The following is a 16699-nucleotide window of genomic DNA, read 5'->3' on the forward strand; positions in this document are numbered from 1 at the left end:
CCTTGCGGAAAATGCTACCTGATTTTGACTTCCTTGAATTTGCCATATCCCATCAGCCGCTCAAAGCGCTTCTGCAGCAGCAACTCTTTGGAATGGTCTTGCAACTGCAAAAGCGAATCCTGCAATGCTTTCTTCACGGATTGCATGACGCCCGGGTAGTCTCGGTGGGCGCCGCCCGGCGGTTCGTTGATGATCTTGTCGACCAACCCCATTGTCTTGAGGCGATGCGCCGTAATGCCCATTATCTCGGCGGCTTCCGGCGCCTTGTCCGCGCTTTTCCATAAAATGGAGGCGCAACCTTCGGGAGAAATGACGGAGTATGTGGCATATTGCAGCATTTGTACCGCGTCGCCCACTGCCACCGCCAATGCTCCACCAGAACCGCCCTCGCCAATAATGGTGCAGATAACAGGCACTTTCAATTCCGCCAGAACATAGAGATTTCTTCCGATTGCTTCGGATTGGCCGCGCTCTTCAGCGCCGATTCCGGGGTACGCGCCCGGGGTATCAATAAATGTCAATAGCGGCACCCCGAATTTTTCCGCCAGATGCATCAAGCGCAACGCTTTGCGATAACCCTCGGGCTTGGGCATGCCAAAATTACGGTGAATTTTCTCTTTGGTGTCGCGGCCCTTCTGCTGGCCGATAACCATTACCGTCTGGCCGTTAAACCGCGCCAGTCCGCCGATGATCGAGTAATCGTCTGCAAAATTCCGGTCACCATGAAGCTCTTCGAAATCAGTAAACAGGTGCTGGATATAATCGAGGGTATAGGGGCGTTGCGGGTGCCGCGCGACCTGGGAGATCTGCCAGGGTGTCAGCTTTGCGTATATGCTGTTCGTGAGCGACTGACTTTTCTTCTGCAAACGCAGGATTTCGGCTGAAATATCCACCGCTGAATCGTCCTGCGCAAAACGCAATTCTTCTATTTTTGCTTCAAGCTCAGCGATGGGCTGCTCGAAATCCAGAAAAGTGATCTTCATGGAACACGGGCGGAATTGAAACCCGCAATCATACAGGAATACCGAATCTCCGCGCGACTCTATCTGGAACCGATCAAATTGCACGTGTCGGCATCCCAATTGCGGAACCTCGCAGGCTAATGATGATCAATAGCTGATGCTCGCTGCAAGTCTTGCTTTCCAGCGAACTGGCGGGCGCCGTGGAAATGAATTCGGAATCTGACCGAAGAAACGTATAAAATAGAGGGTTTTTCCAAATCCTTTTTGAGGAAAAAGTTTTGATCACCACAGCCAACATTACTATGCAGTTCGGGGCCAAGCCCCTGTTCGAAAATGTCTCCGTCAAATTCGGCGATGGCAACCGCTACGGCCTGGTAGGCGCCAACGGTTCCGGCAAGTCCACGTTCATGAAAATTCTGGGCGGCGATCTGGAGCCGACCTCCGGCAATGTCAGCGTTGACACAGGTGAGCGCGTGGGCAAGTTGCGCCAGGATCAGTTTGCCTTCGAGGATTGTCTCGTGATCGACACCGTGATGATGGGGCATGAGGAACTGTGGCGGGTGAAACAGGAGCGCGACGCGATTTACGCCAATCCTGACGCCACCGAAGCCGATTATATGCACGCTGCGGAACTCGAAGCGCACTTCGCCGAGTTGGACGGATACTCCGCTGAAGCGCGTGCCGGAGAACTATTGCTGGGCGTGGGTATTCCGTTGTCGCAACACCAGGGGCCGATGAGCGCGATCGCGCCCGGATTCAAGCTGCGCATCCTGCTGGCGCAAGCGCTATTCGCCGACCCGGACATTCTCCTGCTGGATGAACCGACCAATAATCTGGACATCAACACGATCCGCTGGCTGGAAGATGTAATCAACGCCAGTAAAAGTACCATCGTCATCATTTCGCATGATCGCCATTTTCTGAATAGCGTGTGCACGCACATGGCCGATCTGGATTATGGGGAAATACGCATCTATCCCGGCAACTATGATGACTACATGACCGCGTCCACGCAGGTGCGGGAGCGCATGCTGGCGGACAACGCGAAGAAGAAAACCCAGATTGCGGAGTTGCAGTCCTTCGTCAGCCGCTTTTCCGCCAATGCTTCCAAAGCGCGGCAAGCTACCAGCCGGGCTCGCCAGATCGAGAAAATAAAACTGGAGGACGTAAAACCTTCAAGCCGCCAGTATCCATACATTCGGATTGATGTGGACGAGCGTGAAAAGCTGCATCGTCTGGCGGTGTCCGTGCAAAGTATCAGCAAGCATTTCGATGGCATGGAAAAACCCTTGCTCCAAAAATTCAGCCTTAACGTTGAAGCGGCCGAGAAAATTGCCATCATTGGGCCGAATGGCATCGGCAAAACTACTTTGCTACGCTGCCTGGTTGGCGATCTTCCGGCAGATGCAGGAGAGATAAAATGGGCGGAAAAAGCACGTCCCGGCTACTTTGCCCAGGACCACGCCGCAGATTTCGAAGCAGACATGACTCTCACGGACTGGATGACGCAGTGGCGGCGTGAACACGATGACGATCAGGCTGTACGGAGCGTTCTCGGAAGACTGCTTTTTTCCGGAGATGAAGTAAAAAAGTCGGTGAAGGTCATTTCAGGCGGGGAGGAAGGCCGCATGCTGTTCGGCAAGCTCATGCTGCAACGAAACAACGTGCTGCTCATGGACGAACCAACCAACCACCTGGACATGGAATCCATTGAATCCCTGAACGCTGCGCTGGAAAAATACAACGGCACGCTGATTTTCGTTTCGCATGACCGGGAATTTGTGTCGTCACTCGCGACGCGCATCATAGAAATGAAACCGGACGGAATTACCGATTTCAAAGGTAGCTATGAAGACTATCTCCGGGGTCAAGGGGTCGTTTCAGACAGCGTTGGCGGTCGCAGCGGTAATTCGGCACCATCGAAGGAAAAACTCCGGGCGTCGTCCCGGTAATCTCGTCCTTCTCCCTGATAGTACGTCTCGCAGAAAGAACCGAAATCATTCCAAAGCTGTGCGATAACGGTCCCAGTCGAAACAGGGTCCGGGATCCGTCTTCCTGCCCGGTGCAATATCGGAATGCCCGACAATATCATTAATGGGATAGGTCTTCCGCAGTGCCCGAGTGAGCGCCACCAGCGCCCCATATTGAGCATCGGTAAAAGGCGCGGTATCACTGCCCTCAAGCTCCACGCCGATGGAAAAATCGTTGCAGCGGGTCTTGCCTTGCCAACTGGATTCCCCGGCATGCCAGGCCCGCTTCTCGCACGGGACGAACTGGATCGTCTCCCCATTCCTGCGGATGAAAAAATGAGCGGAAACTTTGAGGCCGCAGAGAGTCTGATAAAACGGATGAGCTTCGGGATCGAGCCTGTTGGTAAAAAATTCGGCCACCCCATCGCCGCTGAACTCCTGCGGTGGCAGGCTGATGTTGTGGATCACCAGCAGGCTTATCTCACACCCGGCGGGGCGTTCATCGCAATTGGGCGAAGAAATGACGCGGATGTTGTTCAGGCAATCTGCTGCATCAACTTGCATTGATCGCCCTTCTTATTCTCTGCTGCCCAGTGTTCGTACGCTGCCTTCACGCTGCTTAAATCGCTCTCTGTTTAGTCTGCTTGCCCTGTTTGTCCCGTTTGGAGGAGGGAAAATTTAGGGCTTTAAATGCAAACGCCTGTGCTCATCGCTACAAAAAAAATTGCCTTCCGACGTGATGCTCTCACTCCTGGGTAAATGAACGCCGCAATGGATGCACCGTACCATATCCTCACCCTCAAGGGATGACCGCTCCCTGTGCGCCTCTTCCTGCCGCTTTTTGAGCGCGCGCGTATAGCCCCTTATCACCCAGAAAGCCACTACGGCAAGAAGGGCGAAGAATAACAGTCTACCCAATGTATCGACTCCATTGCCGCATCAGAACGGGCTCCATAATATTTAACCCCATGCGTACATTCTACTACTTGGGGAGCGCCGCAAGTCATGAGTTCCCGCCTTCGCGGGAATGACGGGGGAGCGGTATCAGTTGTTCGTGAGGGGGATGAGTACGGGCTGATCCTGGCCGTGGATCGGGATTGTCCCGACTTTTGCCTACCCGGAGTCTCTTAGGATCGCCTGTCAGACAACCTGGAAATCGTGAAAGATCTATGCGAACAATCAATGGTCGGGGTGAGAGGATTCGAACCTCCGACTCCTGCGTCCCGAACGCAGTACTCTACCAGGCTGAGCTACACCCCGAAAACCACATGATTGGATCACGTGTTACTTAAACAATTGCTGCCCAAGCACGTGGGCAGCAATTGTACGCAGGAAGGAAGGGCCGAGCAATCCGAAATTTTTGTAAAACGATCCGGAAAACGTTCGGTCGCGAAAATAAGGTGAGCGGAACGCCGCTCACGCGGTTGCGTCGGCCGAGGATTCCGATTTCCTCAGAAACCTAATAGTTCCGCGCAACCGCAAATATACTCAGTTGCAACAAGCTTTCCTTGTATTCCGAATCCGGCAGCGAGGAAATTGTTCTTGATGCCGTCTCGGATTCGACTTGGGCCCGTTCCCGAGCGTAATCCAGTGCGCCTGTCTGCTGAATAACGTCCAAAACCGGCTGAAATCCGCCCTCTCCCCCTCGTTCAATTGCATTGCGTATTATTCCGGCTTGAGCACTTGATCCTGTTCTCATCGCGTAAATCAGGGGCAGCGTAGGTTTGCCTTCAGCCAGGTCATCTCCCAGATTCTTGCCGGTTTCGTGGTAGTCCCCCGAATAATCCAGCATGTCGTCGGTCAATTGGAACGCTGTGCCCAGATGCATGCCATAAGCCGCCATTGCCTCCTCCTCAGCCGACGTTGCGTTGCCAAGGATTGCGCCAAGCCGCGTCGCCGCTTCGAACAGCTTCGCTGTTTTATAACGGATCACGCGCAGGTAATTTTCCTCGTCAACGTCGGGATCGCGACAGTTGAGCAATTGCAATACTTCACCTTCCGCAATGGTATTGGTAGCATCCGCCAATACCTGCATGACGCGCATATTGTCCACTTCCACCATCATCTGGAAAGCACGGGAGTATAAAAAATCCCCGACCAGTACGCTGGCGGCGTTCCCGAACAAGGCATTCGCAGTTGCCTTGCTGCGTCGCAATTCAGAAGCATCAACAACATCGTCATGCAGCAACGTCGCGGTATGAATGAACTCCACGATTGCGGCCAAATTGTAATGATATTTTCCGCGGTAGCGGAATGCGCCGGCGGAAAGGATTACCAGCGCGGGCCGCAGGCGTTTCCCGCCGCTGTTGATGATATATTCGCTTACCTGCCGAATGAGTGCTACTTCGGAGTGGAGTTTTTCGCGGATAACGTTATCCACCGCGCCCATATCCTGGGCGATAAGGCTTCTGATACGTTCAATTGACACAGGGGTTCCTGCAAAAAAGATGCCATGGTAGAAACGTCCTTGCCAGTATGTCAAGTTCGGCAAAGGAGACGCTCCCGCATTTTGGCACAAAACTCATTCGCAACAGTCCTTTGACCTTGGAGAAGGGACTATGTATAATTCGCGGCTTACCTCATTTCAGGGTGCTTTCACGAGAGAGCAATAGGGAATCAAATATGTATGCAATCATAAAAACCGGCGGGAAGCAGTATCGAGTCGAGGCCGGGCTAAAACTCAAAATAGAACAGATACCCGCAGACATCGGGAGCGAACTCTCCATTGACCAGGTACTAATGGTCGCCGATGGCGACAATATCTCCGTGGGCAAGCCTCTTCTAACCGGCGCTTCGGTCCAGGCGACGGTACTGGAACAAGGCAGGCACGACAAGATACGCATTTTCAAGATGAAGCGGCGCAAACACTACCAGAAACATCAGGGCCACCGGCAGAATTACACTCAAATTCAGATCACCGGCATTTCCGTCTAGGAGAGTTTACCATGGCACATAAAAAAGCAGGCGGCAGCTCCAGAAATGGCCGCGACTCAAACTCCAAGCGATTGGGTGTAAAAAGTTTTGGCGGGGAATTGATCCCGGCCGGAAGTATCATTATTCGTCAGCGGGGCACCAAGGTTCATGCCGGTGAGAACGTTGGGATGGGCAAGGATCACACGCTGTTCGCCAAGATTGACGGCAAGGTAAGCTTCAGCACGAGAGGTGCACCACAACGTAAAATGGTGAGCATCATCCCGGTATCGGTATAGTTTTTTTACTGATCTCCGCAAGAAGCCCTGTCGTTACGATAGGGCTTTTTTGTTTGTATCGTGATAAATTGAAAAACTATGAAATACATAGACGAAGCGATTATCCATGTAAGCGCGGGTAAAGGCGGCGATGGCGTCGCAAGTTTCCGTCGGGAAAAATTCATTCCCAAAGGCGGCCCTTCGGGAGGCGATGGCGGGCGCGGGGGCAGTATTTTTGCCATTGCCGACCGCAACATCAATACTCTGGTCGACTATCGTTTTGCGCGCATGCATCGTGCTAAAAAGGGAGAAAACGGGCGGGGCTCCGACTGTTACGGGAAGGGAGCGGATGATATTGTCTTGCGTATGCCCGTAGGCACCGTTATTGCGAACGCCGCCACTGGAGAATTGATCGCTGATCTGGAGCGGCATGAGCAAAAGGTGCTGCTGGCCAAAGGCGGCGCAGGCGGACTCGGCAATCTGCATTTCAAATCCAGTGTAAACCGCACGCCCCGTCAATTTACCCTGGGAGAACCAGGAGAAGAACTCGAGCTGAAGCTGGAGCTCAAGGTTCTGGCGGACGTGGGGCTTCTGGGCATGCCCAACGCGGGCAAATCCACGCTGATTCGCGCGGTTTCAGCCGCTCGTCCAAAAGTGGCCGATTACCCCTTTACTACGATGCATCCGAACCTGGGCATGGTTCGCGTGGATCAAAACCGCAGCTTTGTGATGGCGGATATCCCCGGGCTGGTAGAGGGCGCAGCGGAAGGTGCAGGACTGGGGCATCAATTCCTGAAACATCTCACCCGCACCCGTCTGTTGCTGCACGTTGTGGATATAGCGCCGCTGGATGAAAACGTTGATCCAGTGCGCGAAGCAAAGGCAATTGTTGAAGAGCTCAGAAAGTACGATGAATCCCTCTATAAGAAGCCCCGCTGGCTGGTGCTCAATAAGGTCGACCTGCTACCTGAGGATAAGCGGGAGAAAATATGCAAAAAATTCATTCGCAGTGCCGGCTGGAAGGGAAGAAGCTTTACCATTTCCGCATTGGCTGGCGAGGGGTGCAAAGAGCTGACGTATGCGGTCATGGCGTATCTTGAGCAAGCACCCGCGGATGAAAATCAGGAGCCGGCAAAACTTGCAAGCCCGCCTGCTGAGGAACCTGGCGACAGGTGAGACACCTGACCTGGAAATGAGCTTTACCCAGAGCCTTTACTCGGTCTTTGCGAGCATTTTCTTTCGCACCCAGCGTTTCTTCTGCCAGATAATGACCCCGGTGATGGAGAGCATCGCTACCAGCAGCCCCATTGCCGAAATGAAAATGCGCCCGGGCAGGCCGATAATACGGCCGGAGTGCAAAGGGAATTGGGCCTGCAGGAAGATGTCCCCCGCACTGCCCGTGCCGGGTATTTTAAGCCCGGCGAGATTTCCGGTCTTGCCGTCGAAGTACAGAGATGGGTTGCCCAGCCCGACATCGCCATGCTCATGCCCTGGTTCAAAGAACGTTACTCCATAGATTCCGTGCTCAGGCACATAAAATATACCGCCTGGAGGTGTACTCCAGCCAAGCTTTCCAGCTTCAGTAATGGCAAGCTGGAGGATATGTCGTCGGCTGACTACCGGCTCGATGGGTTGATCAGGGGGACTGGGCGTACCCGTAAAAGGACTCGGTGTCAGCGTCGAGAACAGCGATACCAGTGGCCGCATTACCTGCCGATCGAGGTTCATCGAGACAGCGGTGACCGCGAGAAGCAGCAGAAATCCCCACACCCAGACTCCACCGGAGCGGTGCAGGTCAAAATTCAGCTTGGAACGCCCCTGCCGCCAACGGAATGCAAATGATTTAGGCCATGCGTTCGCGTTGGGAAATGAAATCCACAGTGCGATGAAGCAATCCAGAGCCCAGACCATTGCGAGAATACCCATGAACAAAATGCCAAGCTCAACACCGAATCCATCTGGGATGTGCATGCTGTAGTGCAGCTTGTACAGAAAAGGAAGCAGGTTCTCACGGCTGAGCGAAATCTCCCCCCACATCCGCTTTCCTCGCACCTCCCCATCCACGGGATCAAGCGCAATATTATTGAAATCAAGCTCGAGCGCCTTGCCCGTGACCGGGTCGAGGCGCGGGCTCACTGCGAGGGCGAGATTATGCCCGGGCTCAATCGCCAGCGGCAGCCACGTTATCAGCAACCGCGGATCAGCCGCTTCCAGCTGTTCGGCAAGCACTAACGGGGACCGGGGAACACCTTCGCTTTGTGATTCAAATAAATCCGGATTGAGCCACTCATCCAGTTCATGGTCCCATGAGATGATCGCACCGGTAAGACCGGAAATGAACAGGAATAAGGCCAGAAAAAGTCCGGTCCAACGATGCACCACGACGAAAATATTGCGGCCAATGGAAAGTTTACCGGCAGATTGTCTCGCTGGTGATCCGACTGAATCAGGCATCGCAGATGCGATAATTCGTTTCACGGCGTTAAACTATGCTGCCGAGCGCAAGCGGAGGCGCCGTGCCGCTGTTTTTTGTCGCACTGTCTTTCATCGGTCCCCGGCTATTGAAGGTCAAGCATCCGCTTTCCATGCGTACAAGGCGGTCGGCGAGGTGAAAATAACGGTCATCATGCGATATTACCAGTATCGCTTTGCCCATGGCACGCAGTTCGGGAAGCAGCTCACGGTAAAACACTTCCTTGAATACCGGGTCCTGATCCGCCGCCCATTCGTCGAACAGAAAAAACGGACGATTTTCGAGATATGCTATCACCAGGGCAAGACGCTTGCGCTGCCCTTGCGACAGTGCCAGGGTACTAAAAGCGCCATTCTGCACTTTAACCTTATTTTGCAAGTGCAGTTTGGCTAGAAGCCGGTTACCTTCTCTATCAAGATCGGCCGTGCCTACTTCAAGCAAGCGATCGAAAAGATGAAAATCGGAAAAAACCGTCGAAAAAAGCTGCCTGTAACGGTCACGATTGCTCTCATCCACTACGCTGCCGTTCAGAACTATCCGGCCTTCCTCCGGCGGGTAGAGTCCAACCAGAAGTTTAGCCAAAGTGGTCTTGCCGCTTCCATTACCCCCAACCAAAAACGTAATCTCTCCCGGACGAAAATCCAGATCTATAGGGCCTAATGTAAACAATTCATCGCTCTGTTCGTGATAATACCGGTGCAATACTCCCTGAAGTGCGATGGATTGCAAAGCAGGGGAAGATGAGCCGTCGGTCTGCACCTCGGAGGTAACCATTGCCTGTGTTATTTCATCAATCCGCTCAGCAGAAACCTGAGCCATATTAGCTCGTGGAATGCTTAGCAGGAGCGCTTCAAGCGGCCCTATCATGTAAACAAACACAAGCGCGTAACCCGTCATGATGAGCACCCGGTCGGGGCCGTCGCTTACCAGAGCGAATAATACCATTCCAATAAAGGCATATAGCAGGAATTGTGCCCAACCACCCGAGGCGACGAAGACCGACATGCCAAAGGTTCTTTCGCGACGCACGGTTTCGATCGAACTGGAGAGCACCTCGTCATAAAATGCCTTCCGTTTGTGGCGGTTCAACCGAAGCTCCTTTGCCCCGTCCGTTAGTGAACGAAAATAGGAAAATAATTGATCCTGCTCGTTAGCCGCGATATCCAGGTGACGTATTGCGCGCAAATGCGCGAGGTGATACCCCACTGAACCCAGGCCAACAACCACGAGGGCAAGCAGAAACACTTGCCAGGAGAGCCACGCCATATAAAGGAGGCAACCGGCAACAATCACCGCATTCATCAGGATGACCGGAAAGCTGACAAAAAACTCTGCAACTCGCGTGGAATGTTCGGCAAGTGCTGATTGTATACGCGCGGACCCAATTGACTCAAGCTGCCGGTAATCGGCGGCCAGTACGCGTTGTGCCACAAACCTGCGCAATTCCGCATTTGCGCGCTGGCCCAAACGCTCGAAAAGAATGGCCGCACCGACATAGCTCAGCATTACTGCAATGGCAGTTGCAATAAAGATTAGCGCCATTGTTCCACGTTCCGGTTCTGCGGCGGTGAGCGCGGAACTGATTTGCGCAACCAGAAGCACGCTGCACGCGCCATGAAACACGGTCACTAATGAAGCGCCAGCTAATGATACCCTGGACTGGTTGATCAGATACTTGAGCATGTTTATCCCGCAATAAAGATGATATGAGAGAGACGAATGAGAATCATAGTTATTCACGGTTTACCGATTTCTTAATAATCATCGAACAGACATCCTATTGCGACCCAGCTTTCGGATTGCTATTGGATGACCGGTCTATCCATTGCAGCGTCCCAGCTAAATCGTACATTTCCTCAAAATGGCATCCAACTTACTTCTCTTCACTTCCACGTCTCGCACGAATACGCATTAAATGCGACTGCAATTGTAAAAAATAATGTTTCTCATTCGTCTTAAGCAGAATAGCAGCGGTTCTAAAAATACTTGCATTGAGGAAACCATAGATGGGACATATACACGAGCAAGGCCAGCATCTGTTAGCTCGTGCTACGTCCGTTAATTGCCGTCCCGACAGGATCGGGTATGTGGCGACGCTCGATGGGAATACATTGCTTTTACAACCAGTGAGCGGTGCCGAAATTTCGCAGTGGCAACTTGATCATGAAGCGGGCCATCTAACATTGGCATCGATAGGGTCTCACGCTGAAAAACCGAAGCACGTGGAAGTGTTGGCGGCAATTGAAGCCGCCTTCGTGAATTTTCCTGCTGCAGGTAAGCTGGATATCCTGACCCCTTTCGACCAGGTTGAGGAACTGCTTCGGTCCGGGCTTCTAATTCGAGACAAGAGCAATCAGCTCGGGGTCAACATTGAGCTTTTCTGGCAACAGCCCAGGATGTGGCTGGCTTCGCCCCAGTTATATGCTTTTCCCCTGACCTATTTGTTCAGTCACGGCCGTCGGCATCCACTGCGGCCTCCCAAACCGGCCGGCGTGGTCTACCAGCGCCACATACCCTGGCTTGACCGCACCCTATCATTCCGAACAGTGGATCTTCACCGCGACCTCGAGCGCTTCAACCGGTGGATGAACGAACCAGTGGTGGCAGCCTCCTGGCGCGAAGAGGGCGATCCTGCCAAACATCAAGCCTATCTGCAGAATATCGATGCAGATCCTCACGTTACAGGACTTATCGTCAGCCTGGATGAAGAGCCATTTGGTTATTTTGAGGTCTACTGGGCAAAAGAAGATCGAATCGCTCCTTTTTATGATGTGGATGACTTCGATCGCGGCTGGCATGTACTGATCGGAGAACCTCGTTTCCGCGGCAAGCCCTTTGTAACCGCCTGGCTGCCGTCGATCTCCCATTACCTGTTTCTCGACGATTGCAGAACGCAACGCATCGTCATCGAACCGCGCTCTGATAATCACAAAATGATTCGCAATCTTGCAAAATGCGGCTATGCGAACTTGAAGGAGCTCGATTTTCCCCACAAACGCGCCATGCTCGGCATGTTATTGCGGGAGCGCTTCTTTGCAGAACGGCTGTGGGTTCCACGCGATGTCATCGTAACATCCTGTTCCACATCTTCTTTATCCTGAGGATATCGCAATGCAAATACATGATCTGATCGGTATCGGCTTTGGCCCCTCCAACATTTCGCTTGCCATTACGCTGGAGGAAAAGAAGCAGGAAGGGTACGACATAAACTCTTTCTTTATCGAGAAACAGCCCAGTTTCGCCTGGCATGCCAATATGATGCTGGACAATACGCATATGCAGATTTCCTTTTTGAAGGATCTGGCAACCATGCGCAACCCGTCCAGCCATTTCACGTTTATCAATTATCTGCATCAAAAGCAGAGGCTTCAGGACTTTATCAACCTGAAAACCTTTTTTCCCAGCCGCCACGAGTTTAACGACTACCTTGCATGGGCTGCGTCGCATTTCAACGATCGGTGTGCTTATGGCGAAGAAGTTCTGGAAGTGCTGCCTGAGAAGCGAAATGACGAGGTTACGCTACTGCGCGTTCGCTCGCGGGATGCAAATGGGATGATCCGGGAACGATTGGGGCGAAATCTTATTGTTAGCGTCGGCGGGGTACCAAGTATACCTGAGTGCTTCCGTCCACTGAAGGGTGACGTCCGAGTTTTCCATTCGAACAGCTACCTTCGCGAGATCGAACGACACAAGGACGCCAAAAGAATAGCGGTAGTAGGCGCCGGCCAGAGCGCTGCGGAAATTTTCATGGATTTGCACAATCGCCCAAGCGCCCCTCACGTCGACCTCATCATGCGCGCCCGCGCCATCAAACCTTCTGATGACAGCCCTTTCGTCAACGAAATTTTCAATGCCGATTTTACTGATTTCGTTTTCAGCCGCTCTGAGCGGGATCGCGCTGCTCTTCTGGAGGAATTCTGGCATACCAATTACGCCGCACCCGATCTCGTCCTGATCGAACAGATCTTCAATGCATTCTACCAGCAGAAAGTGACCGGTGATGCCCGTCACCGCTTCCTCCGACGCCACGAGGTCGTCAGCGTCCAGGCTTTACCGGAAGAAGGCATTCAGTTGCTGCTGCGGGACCTCAACGCGGGCCACGAGCATTGTGCGACTTATGATGCAATTGTGCTTGCAACCGGCTACCGCCGGGATTATCACAAATCCCTGCTGAATCCACTGTTGCCCTATATGAATAACTTTTCTGTCGATCGCAACTACCGGCTGAAAAGTACCCCGAATTTCAGGCCTGCAGTCTTTCTCCAGGGAGCCTGTGAATCGAGCCACGGCCTGAGTGACACATTGTTGTCGGTAACTGCCGTCCGAACCAATGAGATAGGGCACGCCCTGCTTTCTGAAGTCAATCAACCTGAGATTAAACAAACAGGAACACCCATACGAGCGGTCGCAAGTCGCTAAATTGCCCTTCTAAATCATCTTCCTTAAATGAGAATTATTCCTTAAAATAACTGCGCCCACCTCATCGATATGGTTAAATAGCCAGTCACGTCGGAAATATTTAAAAAAATTTTTCAACTACAGCAACTTCAAAAAATGAAAGCCTATAAAAAAACTATTAAAGGGCGCTGTCCACTTACCCACCGCATCCAACGCACCAAACTCGCAACCGCGCTACAGTATGCCCTCCTTAGCTTGTCCATGGCAGGATATGCCCATGCGCAACAAGCTTCTCCAGAACCGGCCAAGGCTGGGCAGCAGTCCGAAAGGAAAACTCTTCCGGAGGACGGTAGCACCGGACAATCCGCTATAGAACCACCATCTGAATCGAAAGAACAAACCTCTGGAGGGAAGGCCGCACCGGCTGCAAAAGATACTCAAAGGCCAGCTGAATTGGGCAAGCAGGAGGAAACCGTTTTGCCGACATTGGTTATCAAGGATACAGGACTTGATAAAATTGAGTACGGTACGAAAGATACCATGACGGCGACAAAGACGAAGACCCCGATTCTCGAAATACCCCAGTCGATGACCGTCATCACCCGCGATGAGTTGACCATGCGCGGCGTGCAACTCAATTTCACCGAAGCACTGCGTTACATACCGGGCGTAACCGCGGACCAGTTTGGATTTGAGGGGCGAGGTTTCGAGTATGTAAGCATGCGAGGCTTCAACTCCTTGAGCACTGCCAACTTCCGGGATAATTTAAGCCAGCAGGGAAGAGGGCTTTATTTCGCCGACTTCATCACCGATCCCTATTCCCTCGAGCGGGTGGATGTATTGCGCGGCCCCACTTCAGTCACGTTTGGGCGAGGCGACGCCGGGGGTATCGTGAACAGGATAACCAAGCTTCCCACTGCCACTCCTATCCGCGAGATCGAACTCCAGTACGGCAATTTTGACCGCAAGCGAATTGCCGCGGATTTTGGCCTGGCAAATGAAGATGGAACATTGATGTTCCGCCTTGTTACCTCCGCGCTCGATACGGACACCCAGGTACGCTTTCCCAATACAGGCGGGGACCGGGCCCAGATCAGGCGCTTTTACATCTCACCATCTCTGACCTGGCGCCCCACCAACAGAACATCCATTACTCTTTTTGGTGACATCCTGAACAACCGTAGCCAAGCGTCTGCCTTTTACCAAGCTGCGCCAGATGGCCGCCCTACCAACACGCTTCTGGGTGACCCTAACTTTACGCGGTATTCCACCGACCAGGCCTCCGTAAGCTACAAACTTGAGCACCATTTCAATGACAGCGTCACGGCGCGGCAAAACTTCCGTTTCATGGGGCTCAATGGCAGGTACAGGGAGATTGATCCCGGTTTCGATCCTGACACAGAAACCCGATTTGCCGCGGATGGGCGAACTCTGCGTCGCAGTGCATTCGGCACCCGGGAACGAGTGGATCAAACGGTGCTCGATACACACATCGAGGCTCGTGCTCGCACAGGTCCTTTCAATCATACCGCTTTGGTCGGAATCGACTGGAATCGCGTTGAGTCCACCCTCAAATATTTTGCAGCCAGTGCTCCAACCCCTTCCATTGATATTTTCAATCCCAACTATAACCAGCCGATGCCCACACCGGATTTGCTGGCCATCGATGGCGTCCAGAAGATAGACCAGGTTGGCTTTTACGTACAGGATCAAATCAAGTTTGATCAGCGCTGGGTTTTGACTCTAAGCGGCCGCCACGATAAGGTGTCGAGCGTTACTGACGTTAATGTTTTCAACCCCCAGCATACCGCGAGCAAAGATTCAGCGTACACCGGCAGGGCCGGCCTGACCTACCTTTTCTCCAACGGTGTCGCGCCTTATTTCAGTTATTCGCAATCTTTTTTGCCTCAATATGGGCTCAATTTTTTTAATAACAGTCCCTTCGAACCTACGCGCGCTTCGCAGTATGAAGTGGGCATCAAGTATCAGCCTCCCGGCACCAGAAGCCTGTTCACGGCAGCGTTGTTCGAGTTGACCAAAACCAACGTTCTGACTTTTGATCCTCGCTCACCACGTGGTCTTACGGAAACAGGCGAGGTTCGCTCCCGGGGCGCGGAACTGGAAGCAAGGACAGAGGTTTTTCGAGGCCTGAATGCGATTGGTGCTTTCAGCTATGTCGATGTCAAGATAACCGAAAGTGCCGAGGGCTTCGCAGGCAAAATGCCACTCCGCGTCCCCAACCTGACAGCCTCGGGCTGGCTCGATTATAACCTTGGCACGCTGAATGTCGACGCGTTGAGGGGATTCTTCATCGGAGGCGGCGTTCGTTATGTGGGCAGGGTATTCAATGATGATGCAAACACAAGCACCACCCCGTCGTTCACCCTGTTCGACGCGGTCCTTCGATATGATCACGGCCCCTGGCAATTTCTAATCAATGCGAATAACATATTTGATGAAAAATACTTTACTGCAGGTCCTGGCCCAGGCGGCGGGAGCTTCTTCCTGGGGTCGCGACGTACTGTTGTAGGGACATTGAAACTGAGGTTTTGATATGCTGGTAAAACCTTACTGCACGATGGCTGGGAGAACTCTTGGTGGGACTTGACCCTGATCTTGCCGCGTTTCTCGAACTGGTGGAAGTGGGCGCCAGCAATGGCGCCCCTCCCTTGCACGAACTGTCGCCCATGAAGGCTCGGGAGCAATACGACATGTCAACTCTAGTGCTGGACGGCGCCGGCATGGAGGTGGCGAGCGTCAATGCAATCAGCATCCCCTGCCGGGACGGCAGCAGGATCACGGCAAGACTTTATACTCCTATGCTGAGCGAGCCTCTGGAGGTGGTATCCTTTTCTGCCTTGCTTTACTTTCACGGCGGGGGATACTGCGTCGGCAGCCTCGATTCCCACGACTCCCTCTGCAGGGCTTTGGCGGCACTCACGCCCTGCTGCATAGTAAGCGTTGGATACAGGCTCGCGCCCGAATACCCATTCCCGACTGCTGTCCATGACGCCCAGGATGCCTACCAATGGCTTCTTTCTAACGGCTCCGCTTATGGTATCGATACGCAACGTATTGCTGTGGGAGGCGATAGCGCCGGTGGGACTTTGGCAACTGGATTAACGATTACGGCGCGCAACGAAGGCTGGCCCCAGCCCGTGCTTCAGGCGTTGCTCTACCCCTGTACAAGCGCCTGGCAAGATACCGATTCCCACCGCCGCCTGGCAAAAGGGTATCTGCTCGAAGCGCCGACGCTTCAGTGGATGTTCAACAATTATTTACGCGGCGAAAAAGACCGGAAGGATTGGCGTTTTGCGCCGCTGGAAGCATCCGATCTTACAGGCCTCGCTCCCGCATTTATTGCTTTGGCCGAATACGACCCCTTGCTGGATGAAGGTGTGGCGTACGCGGATAAGCTCAAGGCGGCAGGGGTGCCCACCCAACTTAAAATCTATGAAGGAATGACGCATGATTTCGCCCGCCTGGGTAACATCGTAAGCGAAGCGAGCAAGGTGCGTGAGGATATTGCTCGAGGGCTTGCAAGCGCATTTCATAATGGATCATATTAAATAGAGCTGACAACCCTTTCAATTCAATAGCCATCTACATGCGGCCGCGATTTTGCCAGTCTTCCGATTCGTCTTGGCCGTCTTTGATTGATCGCAGGAAGAAACAAGGAAATAGCCTCTCTTTCTAAACGTACCTCTC

General features: G+C 53.0%; 14 protein-coding genes and 1 tRNA gene. 8 read left to right on the plus strand and 7 right to left on the minus strand.

The genetic code is table 11. From position 1 onward, the window contains the following. Positions 1-14: 14 nt before the first annotated feature. Entirely contained in the window at positions 15-983 is a 969-nt protein-coding gene (locus tag BMZ14_RS13380) for an acetyl-CoA carboxylase carboxyltransferase subunit alpha (RefSeq protein WP_074798516.1), read from the minus strand. 257 nt (positions 984-1240) lie between these two features. Between BMZ14_RS13380 and BMZ14_RS13390 the strand changes: the two genes are divergently transcribed. Next, positions 1241-2914, plus strand: coding sequence for an ABC-F family ATPase (locus tag BMZ14_RS13390; RefSeq protein WP_074798447.1), 1674 nt, complete (start codon positions 1241-1243; stop codon positions 2912-2914). A gap of 45 nt (positions 2915-2959) precedes the next feature. On the opposite strand, the gene ampD is transcribed toward BMZ14_RS13390, so the two are convergent. The 4 genes from ampD to ispB form a co-directional block, all read right to left on the minus strand. Continuing rightward, positions 2960-3496 (minus strand): 1,6-anhydro-N-acetylmuramyl-L-alanine amidase AmpD, encoded by a 537-nt coding sequence (ampD, locus tag BMZ14_RS13395; protein WP_074798448.1) that lies wholly within the window; start codon positions 3494-3496, stop codon positions 2960-2962. Positions 3497-3610: 114 nt separating this feature from the next. After that, the gene (locus BMZ14_RS15535; RefSeq protein WP_074798450.1) at positions 3611-3850 is read right to left on the minus strand and encodes a PP0621 family protein; all 240 of its coding nucleotides are present in this window, start codon (positions 3848-3850) and stop codon (positions 3611-3613) included. 265 nt (positions 3851-4115) lie between these two features. Beyond that, positions 4116-4192, minus strand: a tRNA-Pro gene (locus BMZ14_RS13405). 199 nt (positions 4193-4391) lie between these two features. Then, the gene (gene ispB, locus BMZ14_RS13410) at positions 4392-5360 is read right to left on the minus strand and encodes an octaprenyl diphosphate synthase (RefSeq protein ID WP_074798518.1); all 969 of its coding nucleotides are present in this window, start codon (positions 5358-5360) and stop codon (positions 4392-4394) included. Positions 5361-5554: 194 nt separating this feature from the next. On the opposite strand from ispB, the gene rplU reads away from it, so the two are divergent. From rplU to cgtA, 3 genes are all read left to right on the plus strand, one after another. Then, positions 5555-5866 (plus strand): 50S ribosomal protein L21, encoded by a 312-nt coding sequence (gene rplU / locus BMZ14_RS13415; RefSeq protein WP_074798452.1) that lies wholly within the window; start codon positions 5555-5557, stop codon positions 5864-5866. An 11-nt stretch (positions 5867-5877) separates the two neighbouring features. After that, positions 5878-6141, plus strand: a complete 264-nt coding sequence (gene rpmA, locus BMZ14_RS13420) for a 50S ribosomal protein L27 (protein WP_074798454.1) — start codon at positions 5878-5880, stop codon at positions 6139-6141. A 78-nt stretch (positions 6142-6219) separates the two neighbouring features. Next, positions 6220-7296 (plus strand): Obg family GTPase CgtA, encoded by a 1077-nt coding sequence (gene cgtA, locus BMZ14_RS13425; protein ID WP_074798456.1) that lies wholly within the window; start codon positions 6220-6222, stop codon positions 7294-7296. A 36-nt stretch (positions 7297-7332) separates the two neighbouring features. On the opposite strand, the gene BMZ14_RS13430 is transcribed toward cgtA, so the two are convergent. Both BMZ14_RS13430 and BMZ14_RS13435 read right to left on the minus strand, forming a co-directional pair. Further along, positions 7333-8574: a PepSY-associated TM helix domain-containing protein gene (locus BMZ14_RS13430; RefSeq protein ID WP_074798458.1), complete on the minus strand. Its 1242-nt coding sequence runs from the start codon at positions 8572-8574 to the stop codon at positions 7333-7335. Between the two features lie 28 nt (positions 8575-8602). After that, positions 8603-10276, minus strand: coding sequence for a cyclic peptide export ABC transporter (locus tag BMZ14_RS13435; RefSeq protein ID WP_074798459.1), 1674 nt, complete (start codon positions 10274-10276; stop codon positions 8603-8605). A 323-nt stretch (positions 10277-10599) separates the two neighbouring features. Between BMZ14_RS13435 and BMZ14_RS13440 the strand changes: the two genes are divergently transcribed. The 4 genes from BMZ14_RS13440 (at position 10600) to BMZ14_RS13455 (ending at position 16560) form a co-directional block, all read left to right on the plus strand. Further along, positions 10600-11694 (plus strand): GNAT family N-acetyltransferase, encoded by a 1095-nt coding sequence (locus BMZ14_RS13440; RefSeq protein WP_074798461.1) that lies wholly within the window; start codon positions 10600-10602, stop codon positions 11692-11694. A gap of 10 nt (positions 11695-11704) precedes the next feature. Further along, positions 11705-13012 carry a lysine N(6)-hydroxylase/L-ornithine N(5)-oxygenase family protein gene (locus tag BMZ14_RS13445; protein ID WP_074798463.1) on the plus strand — a complete coding sequence of 436 codons (1308 nt, stop codon included), beginning with the start codon at positions 11705-11707 and terminating at the stop codon, positions 13010-13012. Between the two features lie 456 nt (positions 13013-13468). Continuing rightward, positions 13469-15544 (plus strand): TonB-dependent siderophore receptor, encoded by a 2076-nt coding sequence (locus BMZ14_RS13450; protein WP_256208642.1) that lies wholly within the window; start codon positions 13469-13471, stop codon positions 15542-15544. Between the two features lie 44 nt (positions 15545-15588). After that, complete coding sequence (locus tag BMZ14_RS13455; RefSeq protein ID WP_074798520.1) at positions 15589-16560, plus strand: alpha/beta hydrolase; 972 nt, start codon at positions 15589-15591, stop codon at positions 16558-16560. Positions 16561-16699 lie beyond the last annotated feature (139 nt).

Source organism: Nitrosospira briensis, assembly GCF_900115125.1.
Taxonomy (GTDB): Bacteria; Pseudomonadota; Gammaproteobacteria; order Burkholderiales; family Nitrosomonadaceae; genus Nitrosospira; species Nitrosospira briensis_A.